Genomic DNA, 21019 nt, shown 5'->3' with positions numbered 1-21019 from the left:
CGGTCGCCTCCCCTCCTCGACCTCCCGACCAGGAACGACGCGCATCACGCCCGGGTGTCGATCCCGCACGGAAAGGGGCGAAAGGGGTTAAACATTCCTACGCTGTAGTACAGAGCGTGCTCACGGTGACGGAATGCGAGGATCCGGTGACGGGCGAGGGCGATGCGAGGCTGCGGGCCGTGGTGGAGCTGGCGCAGGCGATGGCTGCCGCGCACACGCCGCGCGAATCGGCGCACGCCGCGGCGCTGGGGGTGCGCCAGGCCCTGGGCGGCTCCTTCGCGGCGATCTCGAAATGGGAGCGCGAGCTGGGGAAGCTGCGGGTGCTGGTCAATACGGGCGAACTCGCCGAGGGCGAGGAGGAGTTCCCGGATGACGAGAGCTACCCCGTCCATGAGTTCCCGGAGATCGTCGGCTTTCTGCACGAGCAGTGGGCGGGCGGCGGCGAGCCCAGCGCCTGGGTGGAGACCGCCGAGGGGCCGCGCGCCGGCCCGGCGCCCGGAGCGGCGGAGGAGGGCTCGGCCGGGGATGGCGGCGGCAACCGTCAGCGGATGGCCGCGCTGCGCCGCCGCGGCCGTGGCTGCTGTGTGGTCGCGCCGATCGTGCTGCACGGCCGGGCCTGGGGCGAGCTGTATGTCGCACGGCGTACGGGGGAGCCGGTCTTCGGCCGGGCCGACGCCGACTTCGCGAGTGTGCTCGCCGCCGTGACGGCCGCCGGGATCGCACAGACCGAGCGGCTGGCGGAGGCCCGCCGGCTGGCCTTCACCGATGCGCTGACCGGCCTCGCCAACCGCCGCGCCGTCGATATGCGGCTGGACGAGGCGCTGGAGCTGCACCGCAGGGACGAGGTGGTGGTCAGTCTGGTGGTGTGCGACCTCAACGGGCTGAAGCGGGTGAACGACTCACGCGGTCATGCGGTCGGCGACCGCCTGCTGGAGCGCTTCGGCTCGGTGCTCTCGCTGTGCGGCGCGATGCTGCCGGGCACGCTCGTCGCCCGGCTCGGCGGCGATGAGTTCTGTCTGCTGGCGGTGGGGCCGCCGGCCGACGAGGTGGTCAAGGTGGCCGGTGAACTGTGCGACCGGGCAGGGGAGTTGGACCTCGGCGAGGGGGTCGCGGTCGGGGTCGCCTCGACCGGCGATCCGATCGGCCCGGTGCGCAGTGCCCGCCGGCTCTTCCGGCTCGCGGACGCCGCGCAGTACAAGGCCAAGGCGGCGCGGTCGGGTGAGCCGGTGATCGCCGGGCGGCACGGCGGCAAGGACGACCCGGTCGTCCGGCTCGCGGACGCCCCCGACCGGCGGTCGGGGCCGGAGCGCCGGCGCTTCCGGAGGTGAGGAGGTCTGCCCGTGTGGGGACGTGGGTCCGTTGCGAAGATCGGTAAGGGGTGATCCCGAAATCCGGTGGTGACATCCGGCGATTCAGTCTCTAGGGTGCCTGAATATGGATATGCACACTGTGGTGCTGGGGACGTCCGGCACGACCGCACAGGACGTCATCGCGGTGGCTCGCGGCGCGGCCCGGATCGAGCTGTCCGAGGAAGCCCTCGCGGCCGTCGCCACCTCCCGCGCCTTCATCGACGAACTCGCCGCCAAGCCCGACCCGGTCTACGGCGTCTCCACCGGCTTCGGTGCCCTCGCCGTACGCCACATCAGCCCCGAGCTGCGCGTGCAGCTCCAGCGCAACATCGTCCGCTCGCACGCGGCCGGTATGGGCCCGCGGGTCGAGCGGGAGGTCGTCCGCGCGCTGATGTTCCTGCGGCTGAAGACGCTCGCCTCCGGGCACACCGGCGTCCGCCCGCTCGTCGTCGAGACGATGGCCGCCCTCCTCAACGCCGGCATCACACCCGTCGTCCACGAATACGGCTCGCTCGGCTGCTCCGGCGACCTGGCGCCGCTCTCGCACTGCGCGCTGGCGCTGATGGGCGAGGGCGACGCGGAGGGGCCCGACGGTGTCGTACGGCCGGCCGCTGAGCTGCTGGCCGCGCACGGTATCGAACCCGTCGAACTGCGCGAGAAGGAGGGCCTGGCCCTCCTCAACGGCACCGACGGCATGCTCGGCATGCTCGTGATGGCCTGCGCCGACCTCGCCCGGCTGTTCACCTCGGCGGACATCACCGCGGCCCTCTCCCTGGAGGCGCTGCTCGGCACGGACAAGGTCCTCGCGCCCGAGCTGCACGCCATCCGCCCGCACCCCGGGCAGGCCGCCTCGGCCGCCAACATGGCCAAGGTCCTGGCCGGTTCGGGCTTCACCGGTCACCACCAGGACGATGCCCCGCGCGTCCAGGACGCCTACTCCATCCGCTGTGCCCCGCAGGTCGCCGGCGCCGGCCGGGACACCCTCGGCCACGCCCGGCTCGTCGCGGACCGCGAACTGGCCGCCGCGGTCGACAACCCGGTGGTGCTGCCGGACGGCCGGGTCGAGTCCAACGGCAACTTCCACGGCGCGCCGGTCGCCTACGTCCTGGACTTCCTGGCCATCGCCGCGGCCGACCTCGGCTCGATCGCCGAGCGCCGCACCGACCGCCTCCTGGACAAGAACCGTTCGCACGGGCTGCCCGCCTTCCTGGCCGGTGACCCGGGCGTCGACTCCGGCCTGATGATCGCCCAGTACACCCAGGCCGCGCTGGTCAGCGAGCTGAAGCGGCTGGCCGCGCCGGCGTCGGTGGACTCCATCCCGTCCTCCGCGATGCAGGAGGACCATGTCTCGATGGGCTGGTCGGCGGCGCGCAAGCTGCGCACCGCGGTCGACAACCTGACCCGGATCATCGCCGTCGAGCTCTATGCGGCGACCCGCGCCATCGAGATGCGCGAGGGCCTGACGCCCGCCCCCGCCACCCGCGCCGTACTGGACGCCGTGCGCGGTGCGGGCATCCAGGGGCCGGGCGAGGACCGCTTCCTGGCGCCTGACCTGGAGAGCGCCTATGCGTTCGTACGGGGCGGGAAGCTGGTGGCGGCCGCGGAGTCGGTCACGGGCGCGCTGGTGTAACGGCTGCCGACGAGGCCGTCCGGTCTCAGACGGCCTCGTCGCGGGTGCGGTGGACGGAGTAGCCGACCAGGCCGGCGCCGAGCGCGAGACAGACGGCGCCGCCGATCACGTACGGCGTGGTGTCCGGGCTGCCGGTGTCGGCGAGGAAGTGCGGGGTGCCGGCGTGGCCCTCGGTGCCGGTTCCGGTGCCGGCCGCCGTACCGCGGTCGGCCAGGCCCGGCGCGGCCGGTGCGGACGCCGCCCGCAGGGCGGAATCTGCCGCTCCGTCATGCCCCGCGGTCGCCTGGGCTGAGGGCACGAACCACAGGGCGAACAGCACCGATCCCGCGGCTGCGGCGGTCAGCAGTGGTCGTCGTGCGGTCACGGAAGCGATCCCCCTTGTGGGTTCGGCAAATTGGCCGTTGACCGCAGATGTTAGTGACCGCCGCGGGTCGCGGGGAAGTCAGGAGCCGTCCATGCCTAACCTCCGTGCTATGAGCAATGGTGAGACATCACGTTTTGTGCGCCTTCATGTCGAATTGATCATGGAGGTCGCCGACGCCCGCCGGCTGACCGGCGCCGCCGTCGATCACATCGGCGCGGACCCCTCGCTGCCCGACGAGGAGCGCAGACAGTCGCTGGAGACGGTCCGGGAGGACCCGGCGGAGGCGCTGGCCCATCTGATCGACCCGTTCGACCTCGTCACCAAGGTGCCGGGCACCGAACTCGCACAGGCCTCCTGGAGCAGCGAGGAGCTGACCGACTACGACCCGGATGCCGAGTGGGACGCGGCGGAGTGGGATCTGGCGGATGACGCGGACGGGGAGGGCTGACCGGCACCCCCGATGGCCACGGCCCCCGTACGGCTGCCCGCCGTGCGGGGGCCGACTACGTGGCCGGTGCGCCGTCGCTCCATGTCACCGTATGACCGGTCCGGGCCATAAGTGGCCTTCCCCACACTTTGTGGACGCATGGAACGGGCGAAACGGAAAAGGCGTTCACATGGCGTCGGCCGGAATGCCAGCGTCCATATGAGCCAGCGTTCAGTTGGCTGCTCGCTCGGGGAATCGTGCGAAATCGGTAGCAATGGAGATGCGTGTGATAACGGACAGCAAGCGCCGGAAGGGCCTCATAGCCAGCGCCACGCTGCTCGGGGGCGTACTCACGCTTGCGGCGTGTGGTGGCAGCAGTGCGGCCGACCGAGATGACGGCGGTGCTGACGCCACCTGGCACGAGAACAGCCGGCAGGTGGACGAGGCGGCCGCGAAGGACGCCTCCGACGCCAGGATCACGATCCAACCGGAGGATGGCGCCACCGACACGGGTCTCAACAGTGACGCGAAGATCACGGTCAGCGACGGAAAGCTGACCGACGTCACCATGACCTCGGCCGAGTCCAAGGAGCCGGTCGGCGGCACGTTCGCCGCCGACGGCAGCTCCTGGAAACCGAAGCAGCCCCTGGACCGCTCGACGAAGTACAAGGTCACCGCGCACGCCGTGGACTCCCAGGGGCGTACCGCGGTGGAGAACTCCAGCTTCACCACCGTCGCCCCGGCGAACAGCTTCATCGGGAACTTCACGCCGGAGGACGGCTCGACCGTCGGCGTCGGAATGCCGGTGTCGATCAACTTCGACAAGCCGGTCAAGAACAAGGCGGACGTCGAGTCCGCGATCAAGGTGGCGTCGAGCAGCAACCAGAAGGTCGTCGGCCACTGGTTCAACGACAAGCGGCTGGACTTCCGCCCCGAGAAGTACTGGAAGGCGAACTCCGAGGTCACCCTGGAGCTCGGCCTGGACGGCGTCGAGGCCTCGCCGGGCGTCAAGGGCATCCAGAACAAGACCGTCAGCTTCCGCGTCGGCCACTCGCAGATCAGCACCGTCGACACCAAGGCGCACACGATGACCGTGGTGCGCGACGGCCGGACCCTCAAGACCATCCCGATCTCCGCCGGCAGCAAGGAGAACGCCACCTACAACGGCAAGATGGTCATCTCCGAGCGGTTCAAGCAGACCCGGATGAACGGCTCGACCGTCGGCTTCAAGAAGCACAACGGCAAGGGCGAGTACGACATCCCCGACGTGCCGCACGCGATGCGCCTGACCGACTCCGGCACCTTCATCCACGGCAACTACTGGGGCAAGGGCATCTTCGGCAAGGCCAACACCAGCCATGGCTGCATCGGCCTGGAGGACGCCAAGGGCGCCAAGGACTCCAAGACGGACGGCGCCTGGTTCTTCGACCACTCGCGGACCGGTGACGTGGTCGACGTCGTCAACTCCCCCGACCGGAGCGTCAAGCCGGACAACGGTCTGAACGGCTGGAACATGGACTGGTCGCAGTGGGTGGCCGGCAGCGCGGTGCAGTGACGGCCCGGTGAGACGGCCGTGCCCGGCACGCCCGGCCGGCACCTGACATGACCGCTCACCGCACGGAGTGACCGACGCCCGGCGGCGCCGAAAACAAGGCGCGCCGGGCGTCGTTGCTGCGTACGGTCCGCCGTATGGACATCGACCCCGACGCCTGGTTCGCCGTGCTCGCCGCCGCCGCCCACGCCCACGACCGGCCGGGCGGCCCCGCCCCCGAACGGGCCGCCGAGACCGGCCGGCTGCGCATCCCCTCCCTGCACAGCCGGGCCGTCCCCGTCACGCTGCCGGCCCCCGACGGCGCCACCGGCTACGCGGGCGTCGCCCTGCTCCGCCTCCACGACACCGCGGAGAACGCCGGCACCGCCTTCCTCGACACCCTGACGGTCCACCCCGCCCACCGCGGCCGCGGGGCGGGCCGGGCGCTGTGGGAGACGGTCCGCGCGAGGCCGGCCGCCGAGGGCCGCAGCTCGGTGAGCGCGCTGGTCGGGAGGGGCGGCGCGGGCGAGAGGTTTGCCGTGGCCCAGGGCGCGGAGTGCGCGCTGCCGCTGGTGGCCTCCGTACAGGAGGTGCGGACCGCCCCCACCACGGCCTCCGGCGTCCCGCTGCCCGCCGGCTATCGCTTCGCCGTCTGGAGCGGTGTCGTCCCCGACGCCCATGCCGCCGCGCACGCCCGCGCCCATGACGCCATGCAGGACGCCCCGACCGGTGACCTGGACGAACGGCACGACCCCTGGGACGCCGAGCGGATACGGGCCGCGGCCCGCGTCGTCCTGGACCGTGGCGGGGTGCTGCTGACCGTGGCCGCCCTCGCGGAGGCCGACGGTGCCGTGGCCGGCTACACCGAACTCGTCCTGCCCACACCGGCATCCGTACGGGCTGTGCAGTACGACACCGTCGTCGTGCCCGCCCACCGCGGCCATGGCCTCGGCCGGGCCGTCAAGCTGCGGATGCTGGAGTACCTGCGCGCCGAGCGGCCGGGCGTACGGGAGATCGTCACGACGGTCGCGGACGAGAACGCCCCGATGCGGGCGGTCAATGCGGCGCTCGGCTACCGGGCGGAGAGCAGCCTCGGCCTCTACCAAGTGCGGCTCTGAAGCCGGGCCCCCGGCCCCGCGCCCCGGCCCCGCCCGCCTCCGGCCTCCCGGGAGGGGGCGGCCGGGCCCTCCGTACAGTGAACGGGTGAATGAGCGCGGAGGAAAAGGGCGCGGCGGGCCGTCGCCGTCGGCCGGTGAACTGGTCGGGCAGGTGCTCGGCAGCGTCCGCTACGCGCCGGACGGCGAGCAGGCCGAGGACGCCCTGGAGACGGGCGCCTCGATGCTGGCAGCGGCCGAGGCCGGCCCGGAGGCGGTGAGCGCCGCGGTGGTCGAGGCCGCCGTGGCGGGCGTGCGGCAGTGCTGGGCGGGCGGCTGGCACCCCGCCGACCTGGTGCGGATCGTACGGCGCGAGACCTCCGGCACCGCCCTGGTGGCGCTGGTCGTCGACGCCATCGCGGCCGAGGCGGCCCGGCCGCCGGCCCCCCGCCCGGCTCCGGACCCCCGCCGGTCCGAGCAGCTGCGGCACCTCGGCGCCGAGGTCTGGTGGCCCGCCGACACCGGCTACCTCGACGCCCTGGCCCGGCGCCGCCGCGCCTCCCGCTTCGAGACGGTGTACGAGGTGCTGGCGGCGCTGCGGGTACTCGCCCGGCTGCCCCGCATCACCCCGCTGCCGGCCCCGCCGCAGGCCGGCGCCCGGAGCGGACCCGCCGACGCCGCCGCGACCCGTGCCCTCGGGCGGATCCGCGGTCTGCTCGCCAAGGCCGAGGCGACCGACTATGCCGAGGAGGCCGAGGCGCTGTCCGCCAAGGCGCAGGAGCTGATGGCCCGGCACAGCATCGACGAGGCGCTCCTCGACCGCGCGGACGGCTCCCCGGGAGGTCGGACCGACGGCCCGTCAGCGGTCCGTATCGGCATCGAGGGCCCGTACGAACAGGCCAAGGCGCTGCTGCTCGACGCGGTCGCGGCGGCCAACCGCTGCCAGGCCGTCTGGGCCGCCGACGTCGGCTTCTCCACCCTCATCGGCTTCGCACCCGACCTGGAGGCGGCCGAGATGCTCTACACCTCGCTGCTCCTCCAGGCGACCACCGCGATGAACCGGGCGGGCGACCTGCACCACGCCCGCGGCCGCTCCCGCCGCACCCGGGACTTCCGCCAGACCTTCCTCGTCGGGTACGCCGACCGCATCCGCGACCGGCTCGCGGCGGCCACCGCTGCCGCCACGGCCGCCGCCACCGCCGAGTCCGCCCCCACGGCCCCCGACCTCCTCCCGGTCCTCGCCGCCCGCGCCCTCGCCGTCGAGCAGACCACCGGCGCCCTCTTCCCCGACACCGCCCCGGTCCGCCTCCGCGGCGTCCGCGACGCCGATGGCTGGCACCAGGGCAGAGCGGCGGCGGACCGGGCACGGCTGGGGGAGGGGTGACGGTGGGAGGGGTGACGGTGCGGACGACGGTGGGAGGGTCATACGCCTAGGGGCGAAGTACGCGCCCTACGGGGCGAAGTACGCGCCCGGCGGCACTCCGACCGCCCGCCGGAAGGCCGCGACGAAGGCGCTCGGGGAGGCATAGCCCACCCGCGCCGCCACCGCCGCGACCGTGGCGCCGCCGGCCAGCAGCGGCATCGCCGCCTGCAGCCGGACCCGGGTGCGCCACTGCCCGTACGGCATACCGGTGTCGGTCACGAACGCCCGGGCCAGCGTCCGGCCGCTCGCGCCCACCCGGGTGCCCCACTCCGCCAGCGTCCGCCCGTCGGACGGGTCGGCGCGCAGCGCCTCCGCGACCCGGCGCGCGCGTGGGTCGTGCGGCATCGGCGCCTGCACCGTGGCCACCGACACCGGCCGCAGCTGATCGAGGACCACGGCCTCGGCCCGTTCGCGGGCCGCCGGGTCCAGTGCGCCGTCCGACAGATACGAGATCAGCTCGCGCAGCAGCGGTGAGACGCCGACGACGGTGGGCGCGGACCAGCCGACCGGGCAGCGGTCCGGGAGGAAATACAGGCTCCGGAAGAGCGCCGGGCCCGCGGCGCCGGTGGCGTGCGGGGTTCCGGCCGGGATCCACAGCGCCATGGACGGGGGCAGCACCCAGGTGGTGCCGGTGGCCCGTACGGCCAGAACTCCCCGTCGCGCCCAGGCCAGTTGATGGTGCTCATGACGATGGCGTGCGAACCACTGCCCCCGGCCCATCGCAAAGCTCCCGACGACGACCGCCGCCCCGGCGGGCGGCCCCGGCGGCGCCACCTGCCCGCCCGGCTCGTCGAGCGCGTCCGGCCGCTCGTGCCCGTCCGGTCGTTCGCGCGCGTCCGGCCGCCGCTCACCGCTGTCCGTCCTGCGATACAACATGTCCCCCTGTCGCGTGGTGGTCACCGCGGCCGCTTTCTAGGCTCGCCGCATGACCATGAATCGCTATCACCAGTGGTTGTGCAACTCCCGGATGTGGGCCCGCGCGGTGGAACGGGACCTGCTGCCCTGGGCCCTCGAAGACGTACAACTGGGCGCCGAAACCCTGGAGATCGGGCCCGGTTACGGTGCCACGACGCGGGTGCTGGAGCGCCGGGCCGGCGGCCGGCTGAGCGTCCTCGAAGTCGACGGGGGGTCGGCGGAGCGACTGCGTGCGGAGTACGGCGACCGGATCGAGGTCGTGCAGGGCGACGGCTGTGCGATGCCGCTGCCGGACGGCCGCTTCGACGCCGTCGTCTGCTTCACGATGCTGCACCATGTGCCGTCGCCGCGGCAGCAGGACCAGCTCTTCGCGGAGGCGTTCCGGGTGCTCCGGCCGGGCGGCATCTTCGCGGGCTGCGACGGCCGGGCCAGCCGCGGCTTCCGCCTCATCCATCTGTGGGACACCTACGTCCCGGTGCCGCCCGGGACGCTCCCGGACCGGCTGCGCGCGGCCGGTTTCCGCACCCCCGACATCAGCCTGAGACACGACTACTTCCGCTTCCGCGCCGTCCGCCCGTGAGCGCGCGGCACCGTCCGCCCCGGTGCCGGGGCTACGCCAGCAAGCCGCGCTCCAGCGCCGTGATCACGGCCGCGGTCCGGTCCGACACCTCCAGCTTCTTGAACGCACGCAGGAGATGGGTCTTGACCGTCGCCTCACCGATGAACAGCTGCCGGCCGATCTCGGCATTGGTCAGGCCCTGGCTGACCAGCCGCAGCACCTCGCACTCCCGGCCGGACAGCAGCGGCGCCTCCACCGCCCGCGCCCGGAACAGCTTGGGGGCCAGCGAAGGCGTCAGCACGGTCGCCCCCCGCGCCGCACCGTGCACGGCGTCGATCAGCTCGGCCCGGGAACTGCCCTTGAGGAGATAGCCGGCCGCGCCCGCCTCCACGGCGCGCAGGATGTCGGAGTCGTCCTCGTAGGTGGTGACGATGACGACCTTGGTGTGTGGCGACCGCCGCAGGATGTGTCCGGTGGCGGCGACCCCGTCCATCGCCCCCATCCGCAGATCGAGCAGTACGAGGTCCGGCGCCAGCCGTTCCGTCAGCGCCGCGGCCTCCTCACCGGAGCCCGCCTGCCCCACGACCTCGATGCCCGGGTCGGATTCGAGCATGGCGCACAGGCCCTCGCGGACGACGGGATGATCGTCCGCGAGCAGCACCCGCACCGCCGCCGCGTTCTCCACGTCCGTCATCCTCCGCCTCCGCCATCCGCCGCCTCCGTAAGCTGCTTCGCCGTTTCGGACCGCGGCGCCGACGGCCCGGCCGGCCGTCCCGCCGCCCCGTCCAAGGGCACCTTCACCTCGACGGCGGTGCCCGCTCCCCGCCCGCTCACCACGCTCATCACACCACCGATCTCCGCCACCCGGGCCGCCATTCCGCGCAGCCCGAAGCCACTGTCCTCGTCCCCACTGCCGCCCCCGTCCGCACCGGCCTCCGCCGCCCCGCGCTCCGCCTCCGACGCGTCGAACCCCTTGCCGTCATCGGTGACCCGCAGCCCGACCTGGCCCTCGCCGTACCGCAGCACCAGGTCCACCGCACGGGCGTCGGCGTGCTTGCGCACATTGGTGCCGGCCTCCTGCGCGGCCCGCAGCAGGACGACATTGACGGCCATCGGCAGCGGACACTCGTCCCCCTCCACGGCGAACCGCGCCAGCAGCCCGGTCTGCGCGGCCAGCCCGTCCGCCTGCCGCCGCAGCGCCTGCGCCAGGGAACTCTCCTGCAGCGAAGCGGGTGTCCGGTCGGCGACGAAGGCACGGGCCTCCGCCAGGCTCTCCGTGGCCATCCGCCCGACCAGCGCAAGGTGTTTCCGGGCGACGGCGGGGGCGCCCTCCACCTCCGCTTCGGCGGCCTGCACCAGGCTGATGATGCTGGTCAGGCTCTGCGCCAGGGTGTCGTGGATCTCCCGCGCGAGCCGCTCGCGCTCGGCGGAGATCCCGGCCTGGTGCGACAGCCGGGCCACCTGCTCACGGTTGCGCCGCAGCTCCTCGATCAGTTCGGCGTGCTCCCTGTTCTGCCGTACCACCCGCTTGATCCACAGCCCGAGGAGCACGGACAGGGCGATCCCCAGCAGCGACGCCAGCAGCACGAACAGCATGAGCGGGGCCGTGGCGCCGCCCTGCAGCCACAGCATCGTCACGGGGAGGAGATTGCCCAGCACACCGGCCACGACGGCCGGCCGGGCCGCCAGGCTCATCATCAGCATCGGGACGATCGCGAACAGGGCGAACGCACTCGTCAGATCGACCGCGGTGGCGAGCCCGAACAGCACGAAGAGGCCGCCGGCGAAGACACCGTTGCGCCGGTCGCTCTCATGGCGGAGCATCAACGGCCGCCCGATTCCCGCGTACCAGGGCACGATCAGCGTCAGTGCGCCGATGGCGATCAGCCGCGCGGTCTGCGGCACGGCGGAGGTGAACACCAGCCCCGTGGTGACCAGATAGCAGATCACGAAGTAGCTGTCCCACAGCCCGAACCAACGCACCCGAGCCTCGGGTGCGCGCCGCGCCTCACGCGTCACCGTGTCCCCCTGAATCCGAACGGCCCCCACAGGGGCGCAAGGTGCCGCCGTGCCACCGCCTCACAGTCCTATCACCCTCCCCTTACGCCTCCCGCGGCGCTGTCCACCGACCGGTGGACAGCCGAATCCACCGGCCGGTCGTACCCCCACAACCACCCGCCGCCATAACGTCGTTGACGGCGGTGGGCGAACAACGCAGAGACCGCCGGAGCAACAGACCTCGCAGCATTGCGGAAAGGCCCCGGATTTCCATGAGTCACCTGAGTCAGTTCGTCCTCGCGCTGATTGCCGGCGCGTCCATTCTCACCATCATTCTGGCGACCGACCTGGGCCGCCGCCGAGTCACCAATATGCGCATGCTGCGCTCCGTGATCGCGATCGCCATCATTATCGCGGTCTTCGTCCACTCGCTCCCGACCGCGGGCAACGCCCTGTCGTTCCAGCTCATCGGCGTCGGAGTGGGCGTGATCTGCGGACTGGTCGCCGGCGCCCTGCTCCCCGCCCACCGCGGCACCGACGGCCAGATCTACACCACCGGCGGATTCGGATACGCCCTCGTCTGGATCGTCATCTCCAGCGCCCGCGTCCTTTTCGCCTATGGCGCCGAGCACTGGTTCGCCGAGGGCCTGATCCGCTTCAGCATCGAAAATGAGCTCAGCGGTCCGGACGTTTATGCAAATGCCTTTGTCTTCATGTCCCTTGCCATGGTTCTCACCCGCACCGCGGTACTGGTCGCCAAGCGCCGCCGCATTCGCCTCACGCCCGCCGAACCGGCCCGCACGGAAGAACAGCCGGCCGCGGTCTGACGACCAGGGCGCGCCGCCCGGCCCGGCCCGCACCGTTCCGGTCAGGCCCGCTCGGCCAGGCGCGCCTCACCGCGGAACACCTGCGCCGTATGCCAGCGGACGTGCTCGGGGGCAACCCGGGCACTTCCCCGTTGCGGCCCGATGAGCGCCTGTCCGGCGAGGGCGAGCACCTGCGTACGCGCCGCGGCGCCGTGGGCCACGAACTCCTGGGAGACGGCGATCCGCCGACCGGAGTCCAGGCCGAGCACACCCCGGTCGAACAGCTTGTGGTGCAGCGAGCACAGGCACAGGCAGTTGGCTAGTTCGTCCGGCCCCTGGAAGGCCCACCACTGGACATGTGCGGCTTCCAGGCCGACCGGCACCCGGCCGATCGACCCGTCGAACCCGCAGAAGGCACAGCGGTACTCGTAGGCCACCAGCACCTGTCGGCGCAGCTCGGCCGCGCGCCGCCGCTCGGGCGCCGGGCCGGCGGTGCGCGGTGCCACCTCCGCCGGATCGAGGTCGAGTCCGACGGCGGCGGCGATGTCCGAATGGATCGACGGCGGAAAGTGGCTGTCCAGCAGCAGCTGCGCCAACTGCCCGAGCAGCGCCGGTTCCGTGGACAGCGCGGCCCGCAGCCCCGGAACCAGCTGCCCCCGCGCCCCGCTCTCCCGCAACACCCGGACCCCCGTGCCCGGACTCGGCTCCCCGGCGTCGGTACGTACCTCCCAGACACCGTCACTGACGAGATGGTGGAACGGGTACGCGGGCGACGTCCGGTTCGCTGGACCGTAGTCCTGCAGCAGTTCCTGCAGGTCACGCTCGATGTCCGAGTAGCGCATCGAGCGGTCGGGCTGCCGCTGGAACCGCCCCAACGCATAGAGCAGCAAAAGGGGTTTGTGCGGTGCCCGTGTCCCGTTCTGCGTCCATTGACGCAGATTTCCCACCCGCTCGATCCACTCCATGACAGGCGACTGTAGGGCGGGTGGTGACCCATCACCCAAGCGGGACCTTGATGATTGAACGCGAAGCCGTCGGCCGGACGTACAGATAACGGCGGCCGAATCCCTGGTTCCGGTCCGCCGTGCCACCACCGCGCCTCGCACGGAAGGACCTTCGGGTTGCCGCACTCCACGCGCTTTCGCCAGCCGCCGAACAAGAAGAAGGCAACCACGACGGACGACCTGCCGCCGGACAGCCCTCCGGAGCGGACGCCGGACGACACCGGCGGCGACATCGCGGCCGACACCGGCGCCGACACCGACACCGACACCGCGGACGACACCGGCGCCGACACCGACACCGATGCGACGACCGGCTCCCTCAGCGCCGCCGCCGCGGGCTCCACCAGTGACGCCGCCCCGGACGAAGACGTCGTGCGCGCCGGCTGGCGGAACCGGTACCCGGCCGTGGCGCGGACCGTGGCGTCGGCGGTGACGGTCGCGGCCGCCGTACTCGTGCTCGTCGCGCTCCTGCTGCCGAACCAGCTCAGCCGCCTCACGCCCGGTGAGTTCCTGCGCATCCCGGTGGAGGGGATCTTCGGGGCGGCCCTGCTGCTGCTCCTGCCGCCGAAGGCGCGGCGGGTGGCGGCCGTCGTCGCCGGGGTGGGGCTCGGCCTGCGGACCCTGCTGAACTGCCTCGACATGGGCTTCTACTCGGTGCTCGCGCGGCCCTTCGACCCGGTGCTGGACTGGATCCTGTTCGACGACGCCGAGTCGTTCCTCAGGGACTCGATAGGCCAGGCGGGCGCGACCGCCGCGGTGATCGGCGTCGTGGTCCTCGTGCTCGGCCTGCTCGTCCTCATGACGCTGGCGGTCGTCCGGCTCAGCCGCCTCATGGTCCGGCACAGCGCCGTGGCGACCCGTACCACCCTCGTGCTCGGGACCGTCTGGATCACCTGCGCGGCGCTCGGCGTACAGCTCGCCGGTGTGCCGGTCGCTTCCACGAACACCGCCGACCTCGTCCAGGACAGCGCCCAGCGGCTGCGGGCGAGCCTGGCCGACCAGCGGGTGTTCGCCAAGCAGGCGAATGTCGACGCCTTCCGTGACACCCCGCCCGACCAGCTCCTGACCGGGCTGCGCGGCAAGGACGTCATCTTCACCTTCATCGAGAGCTACGGCCGCAGTGCGATCGCGGACCCGGCGATGGCGTCGCAGATCGACGCGGTGCTCAAGGACGGGACCAAGCGGCTGCACAAGGCCGGGTTCGCCTCCCGGAGCGCCTGGCTCACCTCACCGACGGCGGGCGGCGGCAGCTGGCTGGCCCACTCCACCTTCATGTCCGGCCTGTGGATCAATAACCAGCAGCGCTACCGCACCGTCACCTCCAGCGACCGCATGCCCCTCACCGACGCCTTCAAGCGCTCCGGCGCCTGGCGGACGTCCGGCATCATGCCGGGCGTCACCCGCTCCTGGCCGGAGGGCAAGTTCTACGGCCTCGACCACGTCTACGACACCCACCATCTCGGCTACAAGGGCCCGCAGTTCAGCTGGTCGCGGGTGCCCGACCAATACAGTCTGTCGGCCTTTGAACGCCTGGAGCACGGCAAGCGCCACGGCAAGCCGCTGATGTCGGAGATCATCCTCGTCTCCAGCCACAACCCCTGGGCGCCCATCCCCAAGATGATCGGCTGGGACGAACTGGGCGACGGCTCGGTCTACCACGGCATCCAGAAGGCGGGTAAGGACCCCAAGGAGGTGTGGAAGGACCCCGCGCAGGTGCGCACCGAGTACCGCCGCGCCATCGAGTACTCGCTGCACAGCCTCATCTCGTACATGGAGAAGTACGGCAACAAGAACACCGTGCTCGTCTTCCTGGGCGACCACCAGCCCGTCCCGACCGTCACCGGCGAGAACGCGAGCCGGGACGTGCCGGTCGCGCTCGTCGCCCACGACCCCGCCGTACTGGACCGGATCTCCGGCTGGGGCTGGCAGAAGGGCCTGAAGCCCGGCCCGAAGACCCCGGTCTGGCGTATGGACACCTTCCGCGACCGCTTTCTGACCGCCTACGGCCCCAAGCCGGGCGCGACCCCGCCCCGGCCGGCCCACTGACCGCCGGGGTCCTGGACGCCGCGGCGGTCACACCGCCGCGGTGAGCCCGTTGAGCATGCGGCCGAGAAGGCGGTCGAAAACGGCGTCGGGTGCCGAGTCATGGCTCGGCACCGCCAGGGCCTGCGAACGGGGCGACGGGACGTGCCTGCCGGACACCCGCCCTGACGAGGGGAACGGGGTGCCGTGGCCGAGTTCCGGTGGCTACCCTCATCTCTCCAACGACCTTGACCGCAGGGGGAGAAGACTGTGCGCAACGCCGTCGTGACGCCCGGGGGTGACCGGATCCGCTGGGTGGAGCTGCCGGGTCAGGAGCCTCCCCGCGTCTACGTCCATGGCCTGGGCGCCACATCACCCGCCTACTTCGCGGAGATCGCGGTCCACCCCATGCTGGCCGGCCCCCGCTCACTCCTGATCGACTTGCTCGGTCACGGCCTCAGCGACCGCCCGACGGGCTTCGACTACACCCTCGACTCGCACGCCGACGCACTCGCGAACGCCCTGACCTCCGCGGGCGTCACCGGCGCTGAGCTGATCGCGCACAGCATGGGCGGCTCGGTGGCCATCGTCCTGGCCGCCAGGCACCCGCACCTGGTCTCCCGCCTGGTCCTGATCGACGCCAACCTCGACCCGCTCCCGCGCCGGCCCGGCTCCGGCGGCAGCAGCGGCATCGCCGCCTACTCCGAGCAGGCGTTCCTGGAGGGCGGCTGGGAAGAAGTCCGGGACCGGGTCGGTCCGCACTGGTGGGCCACCATGCGCCTGGCCGGCCGTGAGGCCCTGCACCGCAGCGCGGTGCACCTCATCCGCGGCAGCGTCCCCACCATGCGCGAACTCCTGCTGGACCTGGAAATTCCCCGTACCTATCTGCTGCCCGAAGCCGACGGCCCACTCCCGGGTGCCGACGCGCTCGCCGCGGCGGGGGTGGCCGTGGTGGCGATCCCGGACTGCGGGCACAACATCATGCTGGACAATCCGGAAGCGTTCGCCCAGGCCACCGCGGCCGCGTGCGCGGACCGGGAAGCATGCCCGGACCGCCATGCGGAGTGAGACGGCCGGCGTCGGGCAGAGCGGAGCAGGATACCGGGGGAGCGGAAGGGGAGGGCAGGGGTCACCTCTGGGCAGTGGGCCGTACGACGATCTCGTTCACGTCCACCGTGGCGGGCTGTTCGATGGCGAACGCGATGGCGCGGGCAATCGCATCGGGCGGTATGGCGAGGTCGCGCATCTTCGTGATCTCCGCCCTGACCCGGCTGTTGCTGGACGCCTCGGCAAAGCCGGTGGCGATCACGCCGGGCGAAACGGTGGTCACCCGCAGGGAATCCCCGGCCTCCTGACGCAACCCTTCACAGATCGCCCGGACCGCGAACTTGGTACCCGCGTACACCGCCATGCTGGGCACGACGCGAAAGGCGGCCGTCGAGGCGGTGGTGACGAAGTGCCCGGCGCCCTGCGCACGGAACACCGGCAGCGCGGCGGCGACACCGTGCAGCACACCCTTCACATTGACATCCACCATGTGGTCCCACTCCTCGACGCGCAGATCATCGAGCGGCGAGATCGTGCCGACCCCGGCGTTGCTGACCAGCACGTCGAGCCGGCCGAAGCGCTCACCGGCCAGCGCGACCAGGGCGTGCAGGTCCTCCCGCCGCGTCACATCGGTGCGGATCTGCACGGCGACGCCACCCGCCTCCTCGATCCGGGCCACCAGCGCCGCCAGCCGCTCGGCCCGCCGCGCACCGAGAACCAGCCGCGCACCGCGCTCGGCGAGCAGCAGCGCAGCCGCCTCGCCAATACCGCTGCTGGCTCCCGTAATCGCCACCACTTTCCCTTCGATTCCGGACATGAGGACCGACTTCCTTTCCTTCTCGGCACGAGGGGCTGAGGCCCGGGGCCAGCGGCTCGTCGGCTCGCCCCGGGGCCAGCGGCTCGCCGGCTCGTCGACCCGTGGACCGGCGTCGAAGCCGCTGCACCCCGCACGGCCGGGCATCGCCATGACCGTGTGAGGCCGCCGGCAAGGTCACCGAGGCGTTGGCCCCTGCTCTCACGTAGGAGTCTCCGGGAGCCTTAACCTGGTATCCAGAATCCACTTATTCTGGAACTGAAGGTGCCATGCCACTGCCCATGTCACTGCAGCCGGACCAACGCCGTCAGCTGGGTGCCTTCCTGCGCAGCCGGAGGGCGCGCCTCACCCCGGCCGAGGTCGGCCTCCCGCAGACCGCCCGCCGTCGCACACCGGGCCTGTGCCGGGAGGAATTGGCACTGCTGGCCGGGATCAGCGCCACCTGGTACACGTACCTGGAGCAAGGGCGGGAGATCCGCGCCTCCGAACAGGTGCTGACCGCCCTGGCCGAGGCGCTGCGGCTCGACCGGCACGAGCGCGCCCATCTCCTCCAGCTCGCCGGCCACACGACCGCGGACGAACCCGAGGAACGCGAGCCGCTCACGCCCGAGGCGGCAGCCGTACCGCTGCTGCTCCAGCCGAACCCTGCGTACATCATCGGCGGCAACTACGACGTACTCAGTCACAACCGGGCGGCCGAAGCACTCTTCCCCCGCCTCATCGACAACGAGACGAAGCGCCCGCCCAACTTCCTCCGCTGGGTGTTCCTCGAACCGGTGGCCCGCGATGTCGTCGTCGACTGGGAACCCGAGGCCCGCGCTCTCCTCGCCCGCCTCCGGACCCAGTCCGGACGCCACCCCACCGACCCGCGATACACCCGCCTGATCGACGAGTTGAACGAGCACAGCCCGGAAGCGCGGACGTGGTGGCACCAGTACGAGGTCCAGGCCCGGCACAGCGGACACAAACGCCTGCGCCACCCGCAACGCGGCCCGGTCGAGTACGCCTACACCGCCTTCCACCTGGCCGAACAGCGGGAACAGACGCTGGTGGTCTATGTCGAACGTGAACGTGGACGTGGACGTGAACAGCGCGGCTAGGCAGTACAGCTCGTCCTGCCGGGCCATCGGTGCAGACCGCCGGCGGCTGCCACCCCGGCATCGCCCGGCACACACCCGTCACGAGAGCGGATGAACGGGTCAGGGGGCGGAGAAGCCCGCCGCACGAGGATGCATCGGCGATGCATCGGCGATGCAGCCGACGGCCCTTGATGAGGCCGTGGCGGGTCAGATGCGCGGTGCAAGCGGCGATGCAGGTCGCGTACCTGCTCCGCGAGGCCGGGGACCGGGCCCTCCACCACGAGGTCGGGAACGATTTCCCTGATCGGGAGGGTGCGCACGGGAGGGGCGGGAACCCCCAGCTCGGCCAGCCAGGCCGCCAGTTGCTCGGAAGAGCTCACGTACACGATGCGCCCCAGCCCGACCCAGCCGTGCGCGGCGGCGCACATCGGGCAGTGCTCGCCGGAGGTGTAGACGGTCGCCGCCGCCCGTTCCTCGGGGGACATGTTCGCCGCGGCCCAGCGCGCCAGCTCGAACTCCGGGTGGCGGGTCCGGTCGCCCGAGGCCACCCGGTTGTGGTCCTCGGCGAGGACGGCTCCGTCCGCGGCGACGAGCACGGACCCGAACGGTTCGTCGCCCGCTTCCAGAGCCTCGGTGGCCAGCTCCACGCAGCGGCGCAGATACCGCAGTTCAGCCTCGTCCACGACAGTGCCCCCAGCGTGTGATCTCCAGGGGATGCTAAACCTTCGATTCACCCGACACGCCCGAATCAGATGCGCTGCGGAAATCCGGATGCGCTGCGGAAATCCGGATGTGATGTGGAGATCACGGGGGCTGGTGGGGACCCAGCAGCCCCCGTAGCCCCCGCCGGGTACTCGCCCAGCTGCGCGGCGGCCGGCGCCGTCACTCAGCAGCGGGCAGTTCGGCCTCGATGAGGTCGACGGCCCGTCGGGTTCCGCCCTCGGTGGCCATCTCCCCCTGGATGGCCGCGAGACGGCGCCTCACCTCCGGGTCGTCGACGAGCGCGAGCACCGCCGCGCGAAGGGTGGCGGCGTCCGCCTGCTCCATCGGTACGTGGCGCGCCACGCCGAGCCCCTCGAGCATGTCCGCGTTGCCGAACTGGTCGACGGCCTGCGGGACGGCCACCATGGGCGTGGCGGTGGCCAGCCCCTCCTGGCTGCCACCCGCGCCGGCGTGCGTGATGAAGGCATCGGCCTTCTTCAGAATCGCCAACTGCGGTACCCATTGCCGAACTTCAACGTTCCCCGGAACATCCCCGAGCTCCTCGGCAGTGACATGTTTGCCCACCTGGAGCACGACATGCCAGCCCGGCAGGTCACCGAACGCCTTGACGCACTCACGGTAGAAACCGGGCTCCTTGGTGAAGGACGAGCCGAGCGAGACCAGCAGCACCCGCTCGGCGTCCGCGGGCCGCTCCCAGTCCCCCTGCGCGGCGCGGTCCCCTTGGCAGGCGCCGACAAAGGAGTGCACCTTCTCGTCGACCTTGTCGGCATTCGGCTGCAGCGCCTTCGGGATGAGCACGATCGACCGCGCGGGGCGACCGACGAACGGGTCAGGATGCCGGCTGATCCCATTCTCCGTAAGCCAGTTGGTGAACTTCGCGTAGTACGCCCTGCCGCGCTCGGTCGCCCTGGGCTCCGCCCACATCGGCTCGGCGACCTCCTCCTCGTACCCCTCCCACGCGACGAGGTTCGGCGAGAGGGAAACCGCGGGCACGCCCCACCGGTGGGCCAGGACGCGCGCCGGATACGAGGTGATGTCATGCAGCACAAGATCCGGCTCATCCCCTCGATAGGCCTCGATGAGCTGCGGCAGCACCTGGATCGCGTCGTCGAGAAACGGCTCGACGTTGTCGAGCAGCGTGGTTCCCCACGCCGACGGGTCGTCGTCGGGCGACGGCAGCGTCGTGCGGTACAGCACCGGCTCGGCGCCCGTCTCGGCGACCTTCTCCTCGAAGAGGTGCGGAATCGCGTACGTGACACGGTGCCCACGCGCAACGAGCTCACGGATCACTTCGAGACTCGGATTCACGTGCCCGTGGGCAGCGATGGAGAACATGGCGATATGGGCACGTTTTGTGCGTTCCGGAGTCGTCATGACCCCACAGTAAACGAGACGAAACGTCTCGTGCAACCACTTTCCTGACGCCGCTCACGAACGCAGGCACACACGCCCTCGCGCACAACCCCGCCGCGCGCCAACGGACTTGGAAGCGTGCATCTGAGTCACGCCAACAGTTGCGTACGACTATCGTCACCGGTCAGTGCCGTACCGCTGTACCGCTGCTGTCACTGCTAGGAGAATGGGATGACGTCCTCCATGCCTCAAGACATGTCGTCGCGGATCTCTGATGACGATCGCGACACAGCCATCGAACGTCTCCAGGAGGCATTCGCCCAGGGGTACGTCAACCAGGAAGAGATGGACGAGCGTCTGCAGGCGGCGCTCACCGCCAAGACGCACGGCGATTTGGTGCCGGTCCTGGATTCGCTGCCCGACAAGGACACGGGTCCGACCGTCGAGATAGAGGCCCGCGGCGGACGGATCCAGCGGGGCGGTGGGTGGCGGGTGCCCCGCGCCTTCAAGATCGAGTCCGAGTTCGGCAAGGTAGAGCTGGACTTGTCCCAGGCCATCATCGAACACCCGGTGATCGATATCGAATTGCGGCTTGAGTATGGCCGGGCCCGGATCGTCCTTCCGCGCGATGCGACAGTGGACTACGAGGAACTGAGCGCAGAGTGGAAGCAGCCGGTCTACAAGGCCCGTCGACGCAGCGGCACGGGCGGCCCGCACATCCGGATCTCCGGGGCCATGGGCTACGGCCGGTTGAAGCTCAGGCACCGGGGGCGCTGATTTGCTCAGCCGCCCGCACGGAATCAATCTGAGCGGGAGGGCGAAGGCCGACGGGTCTTGACCCGCACATGATGCTCACAACATGGCTTGGCCATCGAGCAGTT

The 21019-nt window shown here is 71.5% G+C and carries 20 protein-coding genes and 1 pseudogene; 13 read left to right on the top strand and 8 right to left on the bottom strand.

Translation table 11 applies throughout. From position 1 onward, the window contains the following. Positions 1-200: 200 nt before the first annotated feature. Both SLV14N_RS14415 and hutH read left to right on the top strand, forming a co-directional pair. Positions 201-1328 carry a diguanylate cyclase gene (locus tag SLV14N_RS14415; RefSeq protein WP_208687873.1) on the top strand — a complete coding sequence of 376 codons (1128 nt, stop codon included), beginning with the start codon at positions 201-203 and terminating at the stop codon, positions 1326-1328. A 106-nt stretch (positions 1329-1434) separates the two neighbouring features. Next, the gene (hutH, locus tag SLV14N_RS14410; RefSeq protein WP_263269536.1) at positions 1435-2979 is read left to right on the top strand and encodes a histidine ammonia-lyase; all 1545 of its coding nucleotides are present in this window, start codon (positions 1435-1437) and stop codon (positions 2977-2979) included. Positions 2980-3004: 25 nt separating this feature from the next. Here the strand turns inward: hutH and SLV14N_RS14405 are convergent, their stop codons facing one another. After that, positions 3005-3343: a hypothetical protein gene (locus SLV14N_RS14405; protein WP_208681254.1), complete on the bottom strand. Its 339-nt coding sequence runs from the start codon at positions 3341-3343 to the stop codon at positions 3005-3007. A gap of 109 nt (positions 3344-3452) precedes the next feature. Here SLV14N_RS14405 and SLV14N_RS14400 point away from each other — a divergent pair, with 109 nt between their 5' ends. From SLV14N_RS14400 to SLV14N_RS14385, 4 genes are all read left to right on the top strand, one after another. After that, positions 3453-3791 (top strand): hypothetical protein, encoded by a 339-nt coding sequence (locus SLV14N_RS14400; protein WP_259670277.1) that lies wholly within the window; start codon positions 3453-3455, stop codon positions 3789-3791. Between the two features lie 268 nt (positions 3792-4059). Beyond that, entirely contained in the window at positions 4060-5325 is a 1266-nt protein-coding gene (locus tag SLV14N_RS14395) for an Ig-like domain-containing protein (protein ID WP_263273144.1), read from the top strand. Between the two features lie 134 nt (positions 5326-5459). Continuing rightward, a complete protein-coding gene (locus SLV14N_RS14390; protein WP_263269534.1) occupies positions 5460-6419 on the top strand; it encodes a GNAT family N-acetyltransferase in 960 nt (319 codons plus the stop codon). An 85-nt stretch (positions 6420-6504) separates the two neighbouring features. Beyond that, the gene (locus SLV14N_RS14385; protein WP_317633704.1) at positions 6505-7779 is read left to right on the top strand and encodes a DUF2786 domain-containing protein; all 1275 of its coding nucleotides are present in this window, start codon (positions 6505-6507) and stop codon (positions 7777-7779) included. 66 nt (positions 7780-7845) lie between these two features. On the opposite strand, the gene SLV14N_RS14380 is transcribed toward SLV14N_RS14385, so the two are convergent. Then, a complete protein-coding gene (locus SLV14N_RS14380; RefSeq protein ID WP_263269533.1) occupies positions 7846-8694 on the bottom strand; it encodes a helix-turn-helix domain-containing protein in 849 nt (282 codons plus the stop codon). Positions 8695-8743: 49 nt separating this feature from the next. Here SLV14N_RS14380 and SLV14N_RS14375 point away from each other — a divergent pair, with 49 nt between their 5' ends. Beyond that, complete coding sequence (locus SLV14N_RS14375; RefSeq protein WP_208681251.1) at positions 8744-9313, top strand: class I SAM-dependent methyltransferase; 570 nt, start codon at positions 8744-8746, stop codon at positions 9311-9313. 31 nt (positions 9314-9344) lie between these two features. Here the strand turns inward: SLV14N_RS14375 and SLV14N_RS14370 are convergent, their stop codons facing one another. Both SLV14N_RS14370 and SLV14N_RS14365 read right to left on the bottom strand, forming a co-directional pair. After that, positions 9345-9986, bottom strand: a complete 642-nt coding sequence (locus tag SLV14N_RS14370; protein ID WP_263269532.1) for a response regulator transcription factor — start codon at positions 9984-9986, stop codon at positions 9345-9347. Beyond that, positions 9983-11311, bottom strand: coding sequence for a sensor histidine kinase (locus tag SLV14N_RS14365; protein ID WP_263269531.1), 1329 nt, complete (start codon positions 11309-11311; stop codon positions 9983-9985). The genes SLV14N_RS14370 and SLV14N_RS14365 overlap by 4 nt, the downstream gene beginning before the upstream one ends. 251 nt (positions 11312-11562) lie before the next feature. On the opposite strand from SLV14N_RS14365, the gene SLV14N_RS14360 reads away from it, so the two are divergent. Further along, on the top strand, positions 11563-12117 hold the full coding sequence (locus SLV14N_RS14360) for a hypothetical protein (protein ID WP_263269530.1): 555 nt from the start codon (positions 11563-11565) through the stop codon (positions 12115-12117). Between the two features lie 41 nt (positions 12118-12158). Here the strand turns inward: SLV14N_RS14360 and SLV14N_RS14355 are convergent, their stop codons facing one another. After that, on the bottom strand, positions 12159-13061 hold the full coding sequence (locus SLV14N_RS14355) for a phosphorothioated DNA-binding restriction endonuclease (RefSeq protein WP_263269529.1): 903 nt from the start codon (positions 13059-13061) through the stop codon (positions 12159-12161). Positions 13062-13217: 156 nt separating this feature from the next. On the opposite strand from SLV14N_RS14355, the gene SLV14N_RS14350 reads away from it, so the two are divergent. Beyond that, on the top strand, positions 13218-15146 hold the full coding sequence (locus tag SLV14N_RS14350; protein WP_263269528.1) for a sulfatase: 1929 nt from the start codon (positions 13218-13220) through the stop codon (positions 15144-15146). A 246-nt stretch (positions 15147-15392) separates the two neighbouring features. Continuing rightward, positions 15393-16190, top strand: a complete 798-nt coding sequence (locus tag SLV14N_RS14345) for an alpha/beta fold hydrolase (protein WP_208681246.1) — start codon at positions 15393-15395, stop codon at positions 16188-16190. Positions 16191-16251: 61 nt separating this feature from the next. On the opposite strand, the gene SLV14N_RS14340 is transcribed toward SLV14N_RS14345, so the two are convergent. Next, positions 16252-16986: an SDR family oxidoreductase gene (locus SLV14N_RS14340; RefSeq protein ID WP_208681245.1), complete on the bottom strand. Its 735-nt coding sequence runs from the start codon at positions 16984-16986 to the stop codon at positions 16252-16254. On the opposite strand from SLV14N_RS14340, the gene SLV14N_RS14335 reads away from it, so the two are divergent. Both SLV14N_RS14335 and SLV14N_RS14330 read left to right on the top strand, forming a co-directional pair. Next, the gene (locus tag SLV14N_RS14335) at positions 16985-17146 is read left to right on the top strand and encodes a hypothetical protein (protein ID WP_208681244.1); all 162 of its coding nucleotides are present in this window, start codon (positions 16985-16987) and stop codon (positions 17144-17146) included. The two genes, SLV14N_RS14340 and SLV14N_RS14335, sit on opposite strands and share 2 nt — an antisense overlap. 118 nt (positions 17147-17264) lie before the next feature. Continuing rightward, positions 17265-18083, top strand: a complete 819-nt coding sequence (locus SLV14N_RS14330) for a helix-turn-helix transcriptional regulator (protein ID WP_263273140.1) — start codon at positions 17265-17267, stop codon at positions 18081-18083. A gap of 191 nt (positions 18084-18274) precedes the next feature. On the opposite strand, the pseudogene SLV14N_RS14325 reads toward SLV14N_RS14330, so the two are convergent. Both SLV14N_RS14325 and mgt read right to left on the bottom strand, forming a co-directional pair. Continuing rightward, a pseudogene (locus SLV14N_RS14325) lies at positions 18275-18745 on the bottom strand (nucleoside deaminase); the annotation flags it as partial. Between the two features lie 199 nt (positions 18746-18944). Next, on the bottom strand, positions 18945-20159 hold the full coding sequence (gene mgt / locus SLV14N_RS14320) for a macrolide-inactivating glycosyltransferase (RefSeq protein WP_263269527.1): 1215 nt from the start codon (positions 20157-20159) through the stop codon (positions 18945-18947). Positions 20160-20369: 210 nt separating this feature from the next. Between mgt and SLV14N_RS14315 the strand changes: the two genes are divergently transcribed. Then, positions 20370-20915 carry a DUF1707 domain-containing protein gene (locus SLV14N_RS14315; RefSeq protein WP_208681240.1) on the top strand — a complete coding sequence of 182 codons (546 nt, stop codon included), beginning with the start codon at positions 20370-20372 and terminating at the stop codon, positions 20913-20915. Positions 20916-21019 lie beyond the last annotated feature (104 nt).

The organism is Streptomyces sp. Je 1-4 4N24 (genome assembly GCF_026239515.1).
Taxonomy (GTDB): domain Bacteria; phylum Actinomycetota; class Actinomycetes; order Streptomycetales; family Streptomycetaceae; genus Streptomyces; species Streptomyces nigrescens.
The sequence above is the reverse complement of the archived record's forward strand: the minus strand, read 5'-3'. Positions and strand labels throughout refer to the sequence as shown.